This is a genomic window from Rhizobium sp. PEPV16 (assembly GCF_008919455.1).
GTDB classification, from domain to species: Bacteria; Pseudomonadota; Alphaproteobacteria; order Rhizobiales; family Rhizobiaceae; genus Rhizobium; species Rhizobium leguminosarum_Q.
Genome location: NZ_VSZV01000277.1, coordinates 4,308 through 22,213, shown reverse-complemented (window position 1 = coordinate 22,213; position 17,906 = coordinate 4,308). Strand labels below are relative to the sequence as shown.

General features: G+C 61.4%; 18 protein-coding genes and 1 pseudogene. 6 read left to right on the top strand and 13 right to left on the bottom strand.

From position 1 onward, the window contains the following. Positions 1 to 30 precede the first annotated feature (30 nt). On the top strand, positions 31 to 498 hold the full coding sequence (locus FY112_RS12480) for a nuclear transport factor 2 family protein (RefSeq protein WP_017957323.1): 468 nt from the start codon (positions 31 to 33) through the stop codon (positions 496 to 498). A gap of 42 nt (positions 499 to 540) precedes the next feature. Here the strand turns inward: FY112_RS12480 and FY112_RS12475 are convergent, their stop codons facing one another. The 4 genes from FY112_RS12475 to FY112_RS12460 all read right to left on the bottom strand — a co-directional run bounded on the left by FY112_RS12475 (position 541) and on the right by FY112_RS12460 (position 4,783). Next, positions 541 to 1,008, bottom strand: a complete 468-nt coding sequence (locus tag FY112_RS12475; protein WP_151518492.1) for a response regulator — start codon at positions 1,006 to 1,008, stop codon at positions 541 to 543. A gap of 69 nt (positions 1,009 to 1,077) precedes the next feature. Next, a complete protein-coding gene (locus tag FY112_RS12470; RefSeq protein ID WP_151518491.1) occupies positions 1,078 to 3,000 on the bottom strand; it encodes an ATP-binding protein in 1,923 nt (640 codons plus the stop codon). Further along, entirely contained in the window at positions 2,997 to 3,659 is a 663-nt protein-coding gene (locus FY112_RS12465) for a response regulator transcription factor (protein WP_017957326.1), read from the bottom strand. Before FY112_RS12465 ends, FY112_RS12470 begins: the two co-directional genes overlap by 4 nt. Next, entirely contained in the window at positions 3,656 to 4,783 is a 1,128-nt protein-coding gene (locus FY112_RS12460) for a sensor histidine kinase (RefSeq protein ID WP_151518490.1), read from the bottom strand. Before FY112_RS12460 ends, FY112_RS12465 begins: the two co-directional genes overlap by 4 nt. Before the next feature lie 191 nt (positions 4,784 to 4,974). Between FY112_RS12460 and FY112_RS12455 the strand changes: the two genes are divergently transcribed. From FY112_RS12455 to vapB, 3 genes are all read left to right on the top strand, one after another. After that, positions 4,975 to 5,433, top strand: a complete 459-nt coding sequence (locus tag FY112_RS12455; RefSeq protein WP_017957328.1) for an SgcJ/EcaC family oxidoreductase — start codon at positions 4,975 to 4,977, stop codon at positions 5,431 to 5,433. 227 nt (positions 5,434 to 5,660) lie between these two features. Further along, positions 5,661 to 6,218, top strand: coding sequence for a DUF3299 domain-containing protein (locus tag FY112_RS12450; RefSeq protein ID WP_017957329.1), 558 nt, complete (start codon positions 5,661 to 5,663; stop codon positions 6,216 to 6,218). 70 nt (positions 6,219 to 6,288) lie between these two features. Further along, positions 6,289 to 6,549, top strand: coding sequence for a type II toxin-antitoxin system VapB family antitoxin (vapB, locus tag FY112_RS12445; protein WP_131620854.1), 261 nt, complete (start codon positions 6,289 to 6,291; stop codon positions 6,547 to 6,549). Positions 6,550 to 6,648: 99 nt separating this feature from the next. Here the strand turns inward: vapB and katG are convergent, their stop codons facing one another. Next, positions 6,649 to 8,835 (bottom strand): catalase/peroxidase HPI, encoded by a 2,187-nt coding sequence (gene katG / locus FY112_RS12440; protein ID WP_151518489.1) that lies wholly within the window; start codon positions 8,833 to 8,835, stop codon positions 6,649 to 6,651. 143 nt (positions 8,836 to 8,978) lie between these two features. On the opposite strand from katG, the gene FY112_RS12435 reads away from it, so the two are divergent. Next, positions 8,979 to 9,893 (top strand): hydrogen peroxide-inducible genes activator, encoded by a 915-nt coding sequence (locus FY112_RS12435; protein WP_017957332.1) that lies wholly within the window; start codon positions 8,979 to 8,981, stop codon positions 9,891 to 9,893. Positions 9,894 to 9,914: 21 nt separating this feature from the next. Here the strand turns inward: FY112_RS12435 and panB are convergent, their stop codons facing one another. Further along, on the bottom strand, positions 9,915 to 10,736 hold the full coding sequence (gene panB, locus FY112_RS12430; RefSeq protein ID WP_151518488.1) for a 3-methyl-2-oxobutanoate hydroxymethyltransferase: 822 nt from the start codon (positions 10,734 to 10,736) through the stop codon (positions 9,915 to 9,917). Next, on the bottom strand, positions 10,733 to 11,662 hold the full coding sequence (panC, locus tag FY112_RS12425; RefSeq protein WP_151518487.1) for a pantoate--beta-alanine ligase: 930 nt from the start codon (positions 11,660 to 11,662) through the stop codon (positions 10,733 to 10,735). Before panC ends, panB begins: the two co-directional genes overlap by 4 nt. A 276-nt stretch (positions 11,663 to 11,938) precedes the next feature. Here panC and FY112_RS12420 point away from each other — a divergent pair, with 276 nt between their 5' ends. Beyond that, positions 11,939 to 12,412, top strand: a complete 474-nt coding sequence (locus FY112_RS12420) for a ProQ/FINO family protein (RefSeq protein WP_151518486.1) — start codon at positions 11,939 to 11,941, stop codon at positions 12,410 to 12,412. Between the two features lie 164 nt (positions 12,413 to 12,576). On the opposite strand, the gene ugpC is transcribed toward FY112_RS12420, so the two are convergent. From ugpC to FY112_RS37670, 6 genes and pseudogenes are all read right to left on the bottom strand, one after another. Continuing rightward, positions 12,577 to 13,638: a sn-glycerol-3-phosphate ABC transporter ATP-binding protein UgpC gene (gene ugpC, locus FY112_RS12415; protein ID WP_151518485.1), complete on the bottom strand. Its 1,062-nt coding sequence runs from the start codon at positions 13,636 to 13,638 to the stop codon at positions 12,577 to 12,579. A gap of 22 nt (positions 13,639 to 13,660) precedes the next feature. Next, positions 13,661 to 14,515: a sugar phosphate isomerase/epimerase gene (locus FY112_RS12410; protein ID WP_151518484.1), complete on the bottom strand. Its 855-nt coding sequence runs from the start codon at positions 14,513 to 14,515 to the stop codon at positions 13,661 to 13,663. Positions 14,516 to 14,561: 46 nt separating this feature from the next. After that, on the bottom strand, positions 14,562 to 15,800 hold the full coding sequence (locus tag FY112_RS12405; RefSeq protein WP_151518483.1) for an ROK family transcriptional regulator: 1,239 nt from the start codon (positions 15,798 to 15,800) through the stop codon (positions 14,562 to 14,564). Positions 15,801 to 15,836: 36 nt separating this feature from the next. Next, the gene (locus tag FY112_RS12400) at positions 15,837 to 16,679 is read right to left on the bottom strand and encodes a carbohydrate ABC transporter permease (protein WP_011649125.1); all 843 of its coding nucleotides are present in this window, start codon (positions 16,677 to 16,679) and stop codon (positions 15,837 to 15,839) included. Then, complete coding sequence (locus FY112_RS12395; RefSeq protein ID WP_131643434.1) at positions 16,676 to 17,605, bottom strand: sugar ABC transporter permease; 930 nt, start codon at positions 17,603 to 17,605, stop codon at positions 16,676 to 16,678. Before FY112_RS12395 ends, FY112_RS12400 begins: the two co-directional genes overlap by 4 nt. Before the next feature lie 70 nt (positions 17,606 to 17,675). Further along, positions 17,676 to 17,906, bottom strand: a pseudogene (locus FY112_RS37670) (ABC transporter substrate-binding protein); the annotation flags it as partial.

The following is a 17,906-nucleotide window of genomic DNA, read 5'->3' as shown; positions in this document are numbered from 1 at the left end:
ATCGCGAATCCATACCAAGGAGCTTGATGCATGACATTCGGGAAATCGCTTTTCGCACTCGTCATTTTGGCAGGCGTCGCCGCGCCGGCCGGCGCTTTTGCTGAATCGGCCTCGCGGGATTTGAAGATCGAGGAAGCCAACCGGAAGCTGGTGGTGGAATTCTACGACAGGTTCTTCAACAAGCACGATATCGAGGCCGCCTCGGTCGTCGCTGACGACTACCGGCAGCACAATCCCCAAGTTCCCGACGGGAAGAAGCCCTTGATTTCCTTCTTCACCGGCTTCTTCAAGGACAATGCCCAATCGAAGGCTGAGATCGTCCGCAGCGCCGCCGATGGCGATCTCGTCTGGCTGCATGTGCACGCGACGAACGGCGCCGATGACCGCGGCCAGGCGATCGTCGATATTTTCCGCGTCAAGGACGGCAAGATCGTCGAGCACTGGGACGTGATCCAGGCCGTTCCGAAAGAGGCGGCAAACAAGAACACCATGTTCTGAGTTGTGTGGGGCCGGCGTCATGCATTGTCGGCGCGATCCGCATCAATCAATCCGGGGACGCTCCGATTTCGGCGTTGCCAGCCCGTGTTTGGCAAGCTCCAGGGTCAGGATGCGGGTTTCGAGAAGATTGAAGATGCGCAGGATGGCCTCGATCGCATCGAATGGCTTGGTTAAAAAGTCTTTCGCGCCGAGGGAAAGCGCGCGCCGGCGCGTCGGCAATGTTGCATCGGCGGTCAGAACCAGGATCGGCAGATAGCTGTTTTCAGGAATAAGCCTTGCAAAGGTCTCCAGCAAAGCGAAGCCATCGAGATCGGGCATCATCAGGTCGAGAAGAACGAGATCCACCGGATGTTCGCGAAAGAGCGGCAAGGCCTCGCGCGGTTCGGTGGTGCTGATCAGCGCCGTAAAGCCTTCGCGCTTGAGGATACGCTCCAGCAGCGAGACATTGGCGGGCTCGTCGTCGACGATCAGGATCGTCGATCGGCGCACGATATCGGTGGAATCTGTCATGGACCCAATATTTCGTTGAAGCGATGCCAAACTGATATCAAACGGCGCGGCCAAATCAAAGGCGATGCCTTACGGCGGGCTTCCCATCGCAACCGGTCTTGCCTCTACCACTGCAGGCGCGCGCGGCAGATCGACGTGGAAAGTGGCGCCGCCTTCCCGGTTGCTGAAGCCGAGCGTTCCGCCCATGGCGTCAATCAGATGTTTCGACAGCGCGAGCCCGAGACCGGTTCCATCCTGGCTGATCCGTTCCGCTCCCAGCCGATCGAACGGGGTGAAAAGCCGGGAGACGCGTTCGGCCGGAATGCCGGGACCGGTATCGCTGACCTCGATGCGGATACGGCCGCCATCCATCGCGCGGTGGCTGACTGTTACGCTTCCCTGGGGGCGATTGTATTTCACTCCATTGGAGAGGAGGTTGAGGAACACCTGCAGCAGACGCCGTCGGTCGGCGAGCACCGAAATATCCGGCTCGGCCGGCTCGACGACCTCGATCGTGATCTGCTGCTTGCCGCAGAGCGGTCTCGCAAGCGACACGGCTTCATCGATCACCTCGGCGACGGGCTGTGCTTCGACAGCGAGATCCATGTGCCCGGCCTCGATCCTCGCCATGTCGAGAACCTCGTCGATGAGGCTGAGCAAATGCCGGCCGGCCCTCAAGATCTGCGCGACGCTCTCCCTGGAATCGGTATCGGTGACGTCCATTTCCAGAAGCTGCGCGAAACCGAGCACGGAATTCAGCGGCGTGCGCAGTTCGTGGCTCATGCGCGACAGAAATTCGCTCTTGGCGTTGCTCGCGCGGATCGCATCCTCACGGGCGCCAAGCAGGGCCTCTTCGATTTGCTTGCGCTCGGTTATATCGCGCGTGATCTTGGAAAAGCCGCGCAACAGCCCCGTCTCGTCATGGAGTGCGGTCACGACGACGTGCGACCAGAATTGCGAGCCGTCCTTGCGAACGCGCCAGCCTTCCGCTTCGGTGCGTCCGTGAAGAGCTGCTTCGGCAAGCTCTTCTGCCGGAAATGTGTCCCTGGTTTCCGTGGGATAGAAGCGGGAAAAATGCTGCCCGACGATCTCCTCGGCGCCATAACCGGTGATCCGCTCGGCCCCTGCATTCCAGCTTATCACCCGCCCTGAAGTATCGAGCCCGAAGATGCCGTAGTCGCTGACGCCTTCGACCAGTTGCCGAAAACGCTCCTCGCTCTCGGTCAGATCAGCCTCGCGTTTTTTCAGAAGCACGCTCGCATCTTCGAGCGCCTGTCCGAGGCTTCCGAGTTCATCGCGGAACGGATCCGCCACCGTGACGACCTCGCCTTGCGACAGCCGATGCGCCTCGGCTTTCAGCGCATGCACACGGCGCACGATGCTTGCCGAAAACAGGAAGACGGCGACGAGCGCGCCGGCAAACCCAAGAAAGCCGGCGGCGATCATCAGGCTTCGCGACAGAGTGCGAACCCGCTCCGCGGCCTCGGTCCTCGCGTGAAGCAGATCGGCCTCCCGCCGGCTCATCGCGTCGATTTCCTGTCTCAGCACATCGAGGACCTGCTTGCCCTCGATGAGCTTGGCCGCAAGGTCCTCGCGTCCGCCGGCGCGCAGGATGTCGGCCTGTTTCAGGAGTTGGAGACGATCGACTTTCGCGATGACGAGGGTGCGGATGCGTTTGAGGCGGCTCTTTTGCTCGTCATCCCGCAACCGGCGACCGACTTCATCGAGCACGACGGGCAGCCTGTCTTCGGCCCGGTTGAAGGGATCGAGAAAGTCGGCTCTGCCGGTCAGCAGATAACCGCGCATCGCGGTGGCCGCTTCGGCGATCGAGGCATGGATCTCCTGAATGCCCGACTGGATCTCGAGCGTGACCCGCACCTGATCCTCGGCAATCCGGCTTTGCCGGTCGGCCACGAAGACGGAGGCGAGAGCCGCAAGCAGCAGCGCCAGCGGCACGGTGATGATGATGATGCCCTTCGCCCTCAGCGGCAGATCGGCGAACCGCAGGGTCATGGCTCTTCTTCCCGGGATGCTGCGACGAGCCCGCCGCGAACGGCCATGACCGCGGCCTGCGTCCGGTCGCCGGCGCCCAGCTTGCCGATGATGCGCTCGACGTGGATCTTCACGGTACCGGGCGAGATCTTCAGGGTCCTGGCGATCTCCTTGTTCGTCAGACCCTCGGCCACCTTCGACAGGACTTCGCGCTCCCGGATCGTCAGCGTCTCCAGGGCGCTGTTGTTGGTCTGCGGCTTGGTGGCGGCGCGGCGCAACAGCTTGGCGACGAGCGGACCGTCGAAGAAGGCGTCGCCCTGAAGGACGCGGCGGATCGTGCGGAGAATGTCTTCCCGGCTGGCGTCCTTGAGCAGGTAGCCCGTGGCGCCTGCCTCGATCGCCGCTTCCAGATAATCGAGGCTGTCATGCATCGTGATGATCATGACGCGTGTGCCGGGCGACACGCGCCGGATCTCCCTCGTCGCGGCGAGGCCGTCCATGCGCGGCATGCGGATATCGAGCAGTGCCAGATCCGGCTTGTTGAGCGCTGAGGCCTCCAACGCTTCGACGCCGTCGCGCACGTCCCAGCCAACATGGAAATCGTCCTGACCGCCGATCATGGCGATAAGACCGGCGCGGGCGATGTCGTGATCGTCGGCGACAAGGATCGATGCCGTCATTCTGATGTCGTCTCCTGCGCAAGGGGGGCGGCGGCGCGGACACGCGTGCCGCCCGAAGAGCCGGCCTCGATCTCGATCCGCCCGCCGAGCAGCGCCAGCCGTTCCCGCATGCCGACGATGCCGAGTTGCCCGCCCCGCATGTAGGGATGGCGCAGCTCGCCGATGCCTTTGCCATCATCGATCACTTCGAGATGCGCTTCGCCATCGCCGTTCTCGAAGAGCCGCACGACCAAGCGGCTCGCCTCGGCGTGCTTGATCACATTGGTGATCGCTTCCTGCGCGACGCGATAGAAGATGATCCCGGTCGATGCCGGCCAACGGTCGGAGGCGGCATCGAGGTCGGCGATCACTTCGAGACCGTCGATCGCATCGAGACGCGTGCGCAGGGCCGCGGCGACACCGAGATCATCGAGTTCGGGCGGGCGAAGATCGGCGATGGCCGCCCTGAGATCCGCAACGGAATGGCGCGCCAGTGCAGCGAGTTGGTCGATCTCGGGCTTCAGGACATGCGCCTTGCCGATGCGGGCTGCGAGGTCCTGCAGGCGATAGCTGAGGCCTGCGGCCAGCTGCGCCGAGCCGTCGTGAAGATCGAGCGCCACCCGCTGCCGCTCCTGTTCCTGCGCCCGGATCAATTGCGCGACTAGGGCCGCGAGTTCACTTCGCTGCCGCTGGAGATCGCCGAGAAGCGCTTGGTTTTCCGCTGCCTGCCGATTGAGATTGTAGGCGTCGGCGAGCTGCCCCGCCACCACCTCCAATGTCTGCCGATCGTCGGGATCCATGGCGCGCCCCCTCAACGGACCGATCAGCGTCAGGCAGAGACCGGAGCCGTCTTGCGAGGTAAACAAGATGCTGTCGCTTCCGGGGCTCGTCGACTTGCCGACCGTCATCTGCACAGGCAGCTCTTCTTGTGAGGACGGGAAAACGAGCTCGGCAAAAGATGCTCCCGCGAAGTCGGCGAGACGGGACAGAACCTCCTGAGCAGCCCCTTCGAAAGTTTGTGCGTCAAGCAGGTTTCGCGCCTCGATGATGAAGCGCAGACGAGCCGCGCGCGCTTCCGCTGCCCGGTAAAGGGCCTTCAATTCCGTTACGTTCGGCGAATGCGTCGCGCCTGTATCGTGGTTCATGCCTGACGGGACTGCTCCGATATGAATGACGCCGGCACGATAGTCATTCCGGCGGGAATGTCATCTATGCCGTTCGGCAGACCCGATCGGAGCCACCCGGCAGATGGGGCGGCGGCACTGGGCACCTTAGATGTCGGTCATGCGGTCGACCGATGCGATGTCCGCCGGAACCGCCACATAGGAAAGTCAAAATGCGTACCATCATTGCTGCCGCCCTCATTCTCGGTTTCGTTCAGGTCCAGTCAGCCGCGGCGGCTGCCGAAACCGCAACCTGTGCGCCGACAAGCGAGGCGGAAATCGCCAAGCTCTTCGACCGCTGGAATACCTCACTCGCGACGCTGAGCCCCCAGGAGGTCGCCAAGAACTACAGTGAGGACTCCGTGCTGCTCGCGACGCTGTCGAACAAGCCCCGCCTCACCCAGGCCGAACGGATCGATTATTTCGAGCACTTCCTGGCAAATGAGCCCAAGGGCCATGTCGACAGCCGCGACATCAAGATCGGCTGCAACTGGGCCGTCGACCTCGGCACCTACACCTTTACCATGAAAAACGGTTCGAAGGTTCCCGCCCGCTACACCTATACCTATGAGTTCAAGGACGGGAACTGGCTGATCACCTCGCACCACTCTTCGATGATGCCGGAGAAGTAAGGCTTCACCAGCCCGCCGGTCCGGCAGGGAGATCCCGCGTTCACCCCACGCGGGGTCTCTTAACTGCCAACCAATCGGTTCGCCATTTCCCCGCGCTATCGCTCCGGTCGATGGCACTTGCTGAACAGCAGGACGGGCTCAAAGCTTTGACGGCTAAGCGGGATCGGGAGTAGCATCCATGCGGCAGCTGCAGGGTAGTAAAAAGCGGCCGGCCCGATGGAGATGCAATGATGAAACACAAACCTTTCCTCCTGACGTTCGCTGCGCTGGCATTTTATTCCGCATGGCCAATTTCTAACGCCTTCGCTGCCGCGCAGCCTATCTTCTGGAGTGCTTTGCGGCCGGCCGATCAGGCCAAAGCGACGGTGCCGCTGTCGGGCAAGGGGGTGAGCGGCCCACAGGGCGAAACACTCGCCTGGCATGGCGAGGGGCATCCGATCGAATTGACGGGCTTCGTTCTGCCGATCGACCAGGATGGCGATCTTGTCTACGAATTCATGCTGGTGCCTTGGGCCGGAGCCTGCAGCCACATGCCTTCCCCTCCGCCCAACCAACTGGTTCGTGTCGTTCCGGAAGAGCCTTTGCACCTGGCAAGAATGTACGAGACCGTCACCGTGACGGGTACCCTGCGGCCCGGCCTGGATCAGGCGCAATTTTTCATGATCGACGGTGACCGCGTCCTCACCTACGGCTACAGCATAAACCATGCCCAAGTAGCGACAGTAACGGCGACGACGGATCCCGATCTGCTGTCACTTTCGCCTTTCGGCATCCAGCCTCGCTAGTGGAAGTCTCAGAGACGGTTTCTGGCATGGATGCCGCCAACTACGGCATATATAAGCTGCGGAGGTTCTCATGCCGCAATATGCGCGTGTATTCCAATCCGGCAATTCGCAGGCCGTCCGGCTGCCGAAGGAGTTCCGCTTCGACGTCGACCAGGTGGAGGTGACGCGGGAAGGGGATGCTGTGATCCTTCGGCCACGGGCAGATCGCGGCGTGCGGTGGGCATCGTTGCATAGCGCCTTGGAGCGCGGCCTCAGCGACGATTTCATGGCGGAAGGGCGAGAGCAGCCGAAGGGGCAAGAGAGGCCTGGTCTTCAGGGTCTGTTCAAGTGATACCCATTCTCATCGACTGGACGGTCGGGCGGTAGGTCCGGTCTCCGATGAAAAATGCCCGGGCGCAGCCGAAACTGCGCCCGGGCGAAATGCTGCCAATCAGACGAGATCGAAACGATCGGCGTTCATGACCTTGGTCCAGGCCGCGACGAAGTCCCTCACGAACTTCTCCTTGGTATCCGCCTGGCCATAGACTTCGGCAAAGGCGCGCAGTTGCGAGTGCGAGCCGAAGATCAAGTCGACGCGGGTGCCGGTCCACTTGACTTCGTTGGTCTTGCGATCACGCCCTTCGTAAACGCCGTCCTTGCCGGCAGCGGGCGACCACTGCGTGGCCATGTCGAGCAGGTTGACGAAAAAGTCGTTCGTCAACGTCTCCGGACGGGACGTGAAGACGCCATGTTCGGGCGCGCCGGCCTTCAGCACACGCAGGCCGCCGACGAGAACGGTCATTTCAGGTCCGGTCAGCGTCAGCAACTGGGCGCGGTCGACGAGCGCTTCTTCCGGCTTCATGAACTGATGGCGCTTGCCGTTCACGTAGTTGCGGAAGCCGTCGATACGCGGCTCGAGCGCTGCGAAGGAATGCGCGTCCGTCTGGGCGTCGGAGGCATCCATACGGCCCGGCGTGAAGGGCACGCTGACAGCGTTGCCGCCCGCTGCCGCCGCCTTCTCGACGCCGGCTGCACCGGCGAGAACGATCAGGTCGGCCAGCGAGATCTTCTTGGCCCCGGTCTGAGCCGCGTTGAAGTCCCTCTGGATGCCTTCGAGAACGCCAATGACCTTGGTGAGCTGCGCCGGCTGGTTGACCTCCCAGTCCTTCTGCGGGGCAAGGCGGATACGCGCGCCATTGGCGCCGCCACGCTTGTCGGAGCCGCGGAAGGTCGAGGCGGACGCCCAGGCGGTCGAGACCAGTTCCTGCACGGTGAGGCCCGTTGCGAGCACCTTTGCCTTGAGGTCGGCGATATCCTTGTCGTCGACAAGCGCATGATCGACGGCCGGGATCACGTCCTGCCAGATCAGGTCTTCTGACGGGACCTCCGGACCGAGGTAGCGCACCTTCGGTCCCATGTCGCGGTGGGTCAGCTTGAACCATGCACGGGCGAAGGCATCGGCGAACTCGGCAGGGTTCTCAAGGAAGCGGCGCGAGATCTTTTCATAGATGGGATCGAAACGCAGTGCCAGGTCGCTGGTCAGCATGGTCGGCAGATGCTTCTTCGATGCATCATAGGCATCCGGAATGGAGGCATCGGCGTTCTTGGCCTGCCACTGATGCGCGCCGCCCGGGCTCTTGGTCAGCTCCCATTCGAAAGCGAACAGGTTTTCGAAGAAGTAGTTGCTCCACTGGGTCGGCGTCTGGGTCCAGGTCACTTCGAGGCCGCTGCCGATGGCATCGCGACCGACGCCGGTGTTGAACTTGCTGGTCCAGCCCAGACCCTGAGCTTCGAGCTCGCCGCCTTCCGGGTCGACGCCGACAAACGACGGATCGCCAGCGCCATGGGTCTTGCCGAAGGTATGCCCGCCGGCGATCAGCGCCACGGTTTCTTCGTCGTTCATCGCCATACGGGCGAAGGTTTCACGGATGTCGCGGGCGGATGCCAGCGGATCCGGAGTGCCGTTCGGGCCTTCCGGGTTGACATAGATAAGGCCCATCTGCACGGCGCCAAGCGGCTCTGCCAGTTCGCGTTCGCCACTGTAGCGTTCATCACCCAGCCAGGTTCCCTCAGGACCCCAGTAGAGTTCCTCCGGCTCCCAGACGTCGGCGCGGCCGCCGGCGAAACCGAAGGTCTTGAAACCCATGGATTCGAGCGCGACGTTGCCGGTGAGGATCAACAGGTCAGCCCAGGAGATACGGTTGCCGTATTTCTGCTTGATCGGCCACAGCAGGCGGCGGGCCTTGTCGAGGTTCACGTTGTCAGGCCAGCTGTTGAGCGGCGCAAAACGCTGCTGGCCGGCCCCGGCGCCGCCGCGGCCATCCGTGATGCGGTATGTGCCGGCGCTGTGCCAGGCCATGCGGATGAATAGGCCGCCATAATGACCGAAATCGGCCGGCCACCAGTCCTGCGAATCCGTCATCAGCGCGTGAAGATCCTTCTTGAGGCCGTCGAGATCGAGCTTCTTGAACTCCTCGGCATAATCGAAGGCCTGGCCGAGCGGGTCGGCTCGGCCGGAATTCTGGTGAAGAATCTGCACGTTCAACTGATTGGGCCACCAGTCGCGGTTGGATCTGCCGCGAGGCGTATTGCCATGTGCAACAGGACATTTGCCTGCGCTGTCAGTGGGGTTGTCCATGATCGTCTCCTTGATTGCTTGATCTGTCTGCGGTGCAAAAAGATGAGCCGAGCTGGCGCCCCACTCTCTCCCTGCAGTCTTCATATCGGAAGCGCTTCATAAATTTAAGTTTGATTTACTGATCGTTGCGATAAGCTAAGGTTATGAAGAACCTTACCCTGAAACAGCTACGTTATTTTGAAGCCCTGGCAAGAGATGGCCGCTTCCGACGTGCCGCCGACGCCTGTGCGATCTCCCAGCCGGCATTGTCAATGCAGATCAAAGAACTTGAGCAAGAGTTGGGCGGTGAGCTTTTCGAACGCAACGCACGCGAGGTGAAGCTGACCGCCTTCGGTCAGACCGTCGCTCTCAGGATCCGCGATATCCTGCGCGGCGTGGACGAACTGGCGGAACTGGCGCGCGCCGCGCGCGATCCTTTTCTGACGCGGCTGCGCATCGGCATCATCCCGACGATTGCGCCCTATCTGTTGCCGGCAATCATCAACGATCTGAACAGGAGCTTTGCAGGCATTCAGATCGAAGTGCGCGAAACGCAGACGTCGAAGCTGGTTCAGGAGCTGGCGCAAGGTCAGCTCGACACGGCAATCGTTGCCTTGCCCGTGTCGGAACCCTCCCTGGCAGAACTCGAGCTCTTCAAGGAAGAATTCGTGCTGGTTCGGCGGCCCGAAGACGAGGGTAAGCCGGTGCCCGAACGCGAGGCGCTGCGCGAAATGCGGTTGCTGCTGCTCGAGGAAGGCCATTGCTTCCGCGATCAGGCCTTGTCGTTCTGCAAGATAGGACAGGCCCGTCCCCGCGAAGTCATGGAAGGCAGCTCTTTATCCACCCTGGTCCAGATGGTCAGCGCCGGTATCGGCATCACCTTGATTCCCGAGATGGCCGTTCCCCTCGAAACGCGCTCGGCGCACGTCTCGATCTCCCGTTTTCAGTCTCCGCAGCCGTCGCGAACGATCGGCATGATCTGGCGCAATTCGACACCGATGGCCAATCAGCTCCAGCAGGTTTCCGAGGCGGTTCGCCGGTCGGCCGACAGCATGCGCGAACAGTATGCCGCCCGGTGATGGATCTGATATGGCCTCGCCTCAAGATCGCCGTTTGAACGTATGCTCCGCTGCCGGAAACTGTCGCGATCGGACCTCGTCGGCATAGGCGGCAGCGGCGGCCGAAATCCTCTTGCCGAGTTCGTCGTAGCGCTTCACGAAGCGCGGGGTGAAATCGTTGAAGAGCCCCAGAATGTCGTCGGAAACCAGAACCTGACCGTCGCAGGCGGAAGAAGCGCCGATACCGATGGTCGGGACGTGCATGGCGGCCGTCACCTCCCGGGCGAGGGGCTCCACCGTGCCCTCGATGACGACGGCAAAGGCGCCCGAGCCGCCAATGGCGTGGGCATCGCGACGGATTTTCGACGTCTCGTGTTCGGAATGGCCGACGGACCGATAGCCGCCTGCGGTTTGGACCTGCTGCGGCATCAGGCCGATATGGCCCATAACCGGTATCCCCCGCTTCGTCAGAAAGGCGATGGTCTCGGCCATCTCCTCGCCGCCCTCCAGCTTGACGGCATCGCAACCCGTTTCCTGCAGGACGCGGACAGCGTTGCGGAAGGCGATCTCCTTGGATTCCTGATAACTGCCGAACGGCATGTCGACGACGACGCATGCCTTGCCGACGCCGCGCATCACCGCCTTGCCGTGTGCGATCATCATATCGAGCGTCACTCCGATGGTGGTCTCCATGCCGTAGAGCACCATGCCGAGCGAATCCCCGACCAGCAGGAGGTCGCAGTTCTCGTCGAGCAGCCGCGTCATGGGTGTCGTATAGGCAGTCAGGCAGACGATCGGCTTGCCGCCCTTCATGGCTGAGATGTGCCTTGGCGTAAGGCGCTTCTGAATTCCGACGGCACTCATCTGGTCACTCCCTTTCCCGGCAAGCCCGGCCGGCCGATAACCCTTTTGTTCCCGACAACCCGGTTGTCTCCGACAACTCGGTTGTTACTGACGACCCTGTTGTCGAGCAGCCGTGTCGAGCCGACCCGAACGAAGAGCGCCACGACGACAGGCTCTGCGATCGATGTGACCGGCTGCAGTGTCGAGGCATCCCTGACGGCGACGACTTCAGGCTTTGCCAGCGGCTCGCGATTGAGAAATGCCGTGAGCCTTGCCTCTAGTTCCACCGGATCGGTCAGGCCGCCGGCGACCAGACGCTCGGCCTCGTCCAGGGTCTGAGGGATGATCACCGCGGCACGCCGCTCCGCCTCGCTGAGATAGACGTTGCGCGACGACAATGCGAGGCCGTCGCTGTCCCTGACCGTCGGCACCGATATCACGCGCACCGGCACAGCCAGATCGTCCACCATGCGTTTGATGATGACGACCTGCTGGTAATCCTTCTCTCCGAAATAGGCGGTCTGCGGTTGCACGATGTTGAAAAGCTTGCAGATAACCGTGGCGACGCCGGCAAAATGCCCAGGCCGTACCGCCCCTTCGAGTTCGCGCCCGAGATCGGGAATGTCGACGACGGTCAACATCGGGCGGGAATACATGTCCTCGACACCAGGCGAAAAAAGGAAATTGACGCCGGCCTGTCTCAGCATGGCGGCATCGCGTTCGAGATCGCGCGGATATTTGCTGAGGTCTTCCGCCGGGCCGAACTGCAGCGGATTGACGAAAATCGAGACGACGACGATGTCGTTCTCGGCTCGAGCGCGCGAGACGAGCTCCATATGACCGGCATGAAGATAGCCCATCGTCGGAACAAGGCCGACGGTTCGCCCCTGCCGCCTCAGCGCGTCGAGCGTGTGGCGCAGTTCGTCAATGCTCGAGAAAATCCGCATATATCCTCCCCTGGCCGGTCACTCCATCTTGGGCGCGGATAAGAAGTGTAATCGATGCGGCAGGTCAATGCATTTTCCTCGATAAAAACGATTAGATGAAACGCCAGCCGATGACACCGGACCATATCGGCCCTGGGGAACGGATTTTCGTCACTTGGCTCCTGTTCCGCGTCTCACCTGCTTGCAGTGGAACCGACGATGTGCGACTTCCGTTACTCGCCCTGTCCGTCAAGATACCATCACAGTCGATCGCTATGGACGTTACATGGAGGACGCATGGACAAGCCCTGGAAGATCAGCCGTGGACCGATTGCGGCAACCGAGCTCGACGTGGAGAAGGCAAACGCGATCAATGTGCTGTTGATCCGGCCGGTCGGCGTCCTTCCGGCCAAGGCGGGAGATCCGATCCTTCCTTTTGCCGTCGGCCTTTTCAATGAACTCCGTCCGCTCCTGAAGCCCGAGGCCGGCGTCACGACGCTCAGACGAGCGACCGCGGCCTATGTCCACTGCCGGCGCTACTATTTCGCCAGCGCCCAACCCGATTCCATGCGCCACAGTCTTGACGGTGAACCTGTCGAACCACTGTCGTCCGAAGACCGGCTGGTCGCGCAAAAACGCTTTCTGAGCCTCAAGCAGACTCCCGGCAAAGCCGACGCGCCCGAAGAGACAGCACCGGTCCCCGCTCCCCTGTTGAGCAAAAGCGAACAGATCCGCGCAGCCCTCCTCGGCAAAAGGAACGCCGCCAGCTAGAGCGAGATGACATCAGCGTCTCGCTTGCAGTCATTGTGCGGTCTTGGTTGTGCGACCGCCATTCACAAGGGCGACGTAGTCGCTCTCTGCGTTTGGCCGCATCGGGGGCGCGGAAAACGCGCCCCCGGCCGGCGCCGGCCGAAGGGGAGGGGCATTCGGCCGGGTCAGTTCAACGGGGTTTCGCCTGATGTGATTCGCTGCTCGTCTCCGGCAAACAGATGAACAGCATCGTGGATTGGTGCGATCCTCAGCACCTCGCCGGGGGCTGCCCTGATCCGTTCCCTGAAGACGCAGGTCAGTGTCTGCGTTCCCAGCCGGACGATGACCAGCGTTTCCGAACCCGTGGGCTCGACGACCACCGTCGTGACGTCGATGCCGCCCGGGTCCAACCGGATATGTTCGGGACGAATGCCGTAGATCACGGCATCTGCCGGACGGCGCTCGCTCGGCAGGAGCAGTCCGTCCGCGGTGCGAAACCCATCTTCCGTCATGTTGCCGCCGATGAAATTCATCGCCGGGGAGCCGATGAAGCCGGCGACGAAAAGATTGTTCGGACGATCGTACAATTCCAGCGGCGAACCCGACTGCTCGATCAGGCCGTCCTTCATGACGACGATCTTGTCGGCCATAGTCATGGCTTCGATCTGGTCGTGGGTGACATAGATGGTGGTCGTCTGCAGCCGCTGATGCAATTCCTTGATCTCCGAGCGCATCTGCACCCTGAGCTTGGCGTCGAGGTTCGAGAGGGGCTCGTCGAAGAGGAAGACGGCCGGATCGCGCACGATTGCCCGCCCCATCGCCACACGCTGTCTCTGGCCGCCCGACAGTTGCTTGGGATATCTCTCCAGGAGACTTTCGAGACCAAGGATCTTCGCGGCGTTGCCGACCCGCTGATCGATCTCCGTGCGCGGCATTCGTTTCAGCCGCAACGAAAACCCCATGTTCTTCGCCACGGTCATGTGCGGATAGAGCGCATAATTCTGGAACACCATGGCGATGTCCCGGTCCTTGGGCGCTAGCTCGTTGACGATATGCTTGCCGATCTGGATCTGCCCCGAGGTGATGCCCTCGAGGCCGGCAATCATCCTCAAAAGCGTGGATTTGCCGCAGCCCGAAGGGCCGACCAGAACGACGAACTCGCCGTCGCCGATGTCGACCGATACACCTTTGATGGCTTTGAATGCGCCGTAATCCTTGCGCGCATTGTTGACCGAAACATGGGCCATTACCGTCCTCCCAAAATCGCTGTCAAAGTCCACTCAGGACATTTCTCAAATAACCGAGGCCGAGGCGCTCGCCGTCTTTACGCGCGGCTAAGTCCTTGCCCGGCCAGCCATAGGCCGCATCCTCGTGTTCGATCGACAGCGTGCCGTCGAAGCCGGCCCCGCGGGCCTGGCGCAGAAACCTCGGCCAATCGATGAGGCCGAGCCCGGGCAGCTTGTATTGCCACCAGCCCTTGCCGTAATAGCCGACAGCCTGCAGGCTCTCCGGATCGATTGCCGTGTCCTTGGCATGCAGGATGGCGATGCGATCCTTCACTGCCTCCATCGCCTCATAGGGATCGACGCCAATGCGGATGAGGTGCGAAGGATCGAATTCCAGTCCGAAGCGGGGATCCGGGATCCTCTGAAAAAGCTCTTGCCATCCTTTGGGCGTCGTTCCGATGAAATCGTCCTTCGGACCCGGCCAGTTCTCGATTGCGAAGGTCAGGCCATAGGGCTGCGTCTGCGCAATCAGCTCGTTGGCGAAATCGGCGAAGTCATCATAGTTGGCTTCGTCGCTAGCGGTTTTGTCCCGGCCCGGGAAGATCACGAAGATCGGGACGCCCGCTTGCCCGATCGCGTCGGCAAATTCGGCGGTCTTCGCCCGAAGTGCCTTTCGTTTTGCCCGGTCGGCATCGAGCTGATTGCCGAAATAGGTAATTGACGACACGAAGAGGTTACGGCTGCGTGCGAGCGCCACGGCGGCCTCCACCCGGTCCGGCGTCTTGATATGACCGCCGACATCGATCTCGATGGCATCGAAACCGGCCGATGCGGCGAAATCCACCACTTCCTCCAGGGGGCGATCGTTGAATGTCGAGGTGTAAAAGCCGATCTTCACCAAAATCCTCCCATCTTCATCAAATCGCTGGGGCCATACGGCCAATTCAGCTGTTCAAGCGGTCCATGTTCTTGAGTGGTGAACGTGTGCGTTGAGCCGGGTCGGCTGACGCGAGCATCAGGGCTGCTGCCATCGGCATGGCCGCCGCTCCCATGGCCGAAGCATCCTCTCCGAGCGAAGCGCGATGAAGCGAGGGAAGGTTGGTGTCCTCGGCGTCGAGATGCTCGTGCACATAGCGCAGCAACTCGTCGACGATGCGGATTGGCAATCTGCCGCCGACGAGGACGGCGTCTGGGTCGACGACCATGCCGATATGCTTGACGGCGACGGCCAGATGCGCGCTCATTTCCTTCAGCCACTGCGAAACAAGGCGCCTGCCATGCGCATCCAACGTCAGGAGATCGTGGGGAACACTCACCTCGACGCCGTGCCGCGCGAGGAAATCATAGAGGAAGAACAACGAGAATATCTCGCCGAGAAGCTGGACCTTATGGACCTTCCCGTCCCGGCCGTCGGCGATCGGCAACCAGCCGATTTCGCCGCTGAGGCCCATGGCGCCACGATGACCGTTGCCGTCGAGAACGAGGCCGCCGCCCGGGCATGGATTGATGGCGATGTAGAAGAAGCTGCTGCTTTCAGCACCCAGTCCGTAATCGAGTTCGGCAAGGGCTGCGGCGTTGGCTTCGTTTTCAATGAAGACGGGATGCTGCGTCAGGTTCTCCAGTGCGGCGCGCACATCAAATGCCGTCCATTCCTGATAGGCCTCGGGTTTGCCGAGGAGCGAAATCTCGCCAAGCCAATCCGGCATCGCCAAACCTATGCCGGCGAGGCGCGCGTCGTCGATGAGCCGGCTGCGCTGGAAATGCGAAATCGCATCGGCCGTGAGCTGCAGGAATTCCGCCGGCAGGATGAAGCGTTTCTCGTGATGCACGCGGGCGCGGACATTGCCGACCGCATCGACGGCCAGGATCGTCAAATGGTCGCGATCGATGTTGATGCCGATGGCAAAACAGGCATCCGGATTGATTTCGAGTTCGATCGCCGGCTGACCTCTCAACCCATGCCGCCGGCGGGCTTCCATGATCAAGCCCTCGTCCAGCAGGCGATCGACGATCCGGGCGATCGCCGGTTTGGTAAAACCCGTTCGCCTGGCGATTTCGGCCCGCGAAATCGGCGCCTGGCGATGAATGCAGCGCAGGACGACGGCCCTGTTGTGCTCGCCTGCATCTTCGACATTGGCGCCCGTCAGATCCGGGGACAGCCTAGTGCCGAGTGTCTGGTTCATGCTTGAAATCCCTTCCTTGTGCATAGGCTGAACCGCTCATCCCTTGACGGCGCCACTGGTCATCGCACCGAGGATCAGCCGCTGGAGCGACAGGAAGGCGACGATCGCCGGAACGACCGCGATCAGGCAGGCGGCGGCAAGCAGCTGGATGGATGAGTCGGTCTGCATGCCGCGGAAGTTAAAGATCCCGACGCCGATCGGCATCAGATCATTTTTCGTGAGCAACAGAAAAGGCACCAGAAATTGCGACCAGCCGGCAATCACCGTGATGATGAAGACGGAGGCGATGCCCGGCGCCGATAATGGCAGAATGATGCGCCAGAAGACCGAAAATCGATTGCAGCCATCGATCATCGCCGCTTCGTCGAGGCTGCGCGGAATGCCGTCGACCGAGCTCTTCAGAAGCCAGGTCGCCAGCGGAACGCCAAGCGCAATATAGACCATGACGACGGCAAAATGCGTATCCAGCAGGCCGAGGCGGTTCATGTAGCGGTAGAGCGGCACCATGATGACAAGCGGCGAGATCATCTGGAAGAGCAGCAGCCCCATCATCGACAGACCCTTGCCGCGGAACTGAAAGCGGGAAAAGGCATAAGCCGCAGGCAGTGCGACGATCAGGACGCCCAGTCCGCTGAGGGCGGCAAGCTTGAGGCCGTTCCAGAGATAGATCGGGAAATAGCTGTTGTTGAGAACAGTGATGAAATTGTCGATGGTGGGATTGTTGGGAATATAGCGCGCCGCTCCGCGATAGATCTCGCGCTTGTCACGCATAGCCATGGACAGGAGATAGGTGAGGGGCCCGGCGAAAAACACGAACATTACCAGCATGAAGAGATAGCTCATGGCATCGCCGAGCCGCGTTCCGGTCCGTCCGCTCATTGCTCTTCCTCCTTCGGCAGGAACGACGCATAGATAAAGGCCAGCCCGAGGCTAATGATCAGCATGAGCACAGAGAGCACGCTGCCGCCGGACAGGTCGTAATTTCTAAAGACGATATTGAAGACGTAGAGCGAGATGACCTCGGTCGCGCGCCCCGGACCGCCGCCCGTCAGCGTGATGATCGCATCGAAGGTATTCACCGTCTGGATCGTAATGAGGATCATGTTGACGAGGATTGCCGCGCGCAGCTGCGGCAGCGTCACGAAGAAAAACTGCTGCGATGCCGTCGCACCGTCGACCTCGGCCGCTTCATAGAGCGAGGGATCGATCGACTTCAGCGCCGCATACATGACGACCATCGAAAATGCCGTGCCGCGCCAGATGTTGGAGATGAGGGTAGACCACGGTGCGATTGAGGGATCCGAGAGCCAGGCGACAACAGGCATGTGCATCAGCCTCAGAATGCTGTTCAGCGCACCATAAGGCGCTTCGGAAAAGAGCATCTGCCAGATGATGCCGCCGGCAATTCCGGGAACGACCCAGGCAACGAGCGCCGTCGTCCTCAATATGGTGGTGCCGAACAGGCCGCGCTTTTCGCCGCGGATAACCACGACAGCGACCGCAAGACCTAAAATTTGCTGGCCGATGACGCTGCCGCCGACGAAGATCAGGGTCGCCCACAAAATGTCGGGCAGCTGCGGCGAGCTCAACGCATTGGTGATCGACCCCAGGGTATAGTCCTGATTGTCGCCGATCAGCGTTGCATTGGTGAATGAAAGCCTGAAAACGTCGATGACGGGGTAAAGATAGAAGATGCCGATGACGACGATCACAGGCATGATCCAGGGCAGGGGCGCACCGGCGAAACGGCGCATGAACGTTCTGCTTTGAGGCGGGCTGTCAGCCTCGATGGCAATGGGGCTCATTGGCTTCTCTGTGCGGGGTTTCGCAATGTCGACGGCGCCTGGCGGGCAGGCGCCGTCACGGTTGGAAGCACTAGAGACGCTTGTAGGCCTCCAGCGCCGCATTGAAGGCGGCATTCAAAGCGTCTTCCGGCTTTTTGGTCCCCGAGAGCACGTCGCCCATCATGATCTGGATCTGGTTGGAGATTTCAGGATAGATCGGCACACCCGGGCGAGCCTGTCCGTCGACCAGAGCCTTGGCGAAGGTCTTGTTGGCTTCGGTGGAGAAGACCTCATATTTGTCGAACAGCGACTTCCTGGTCGG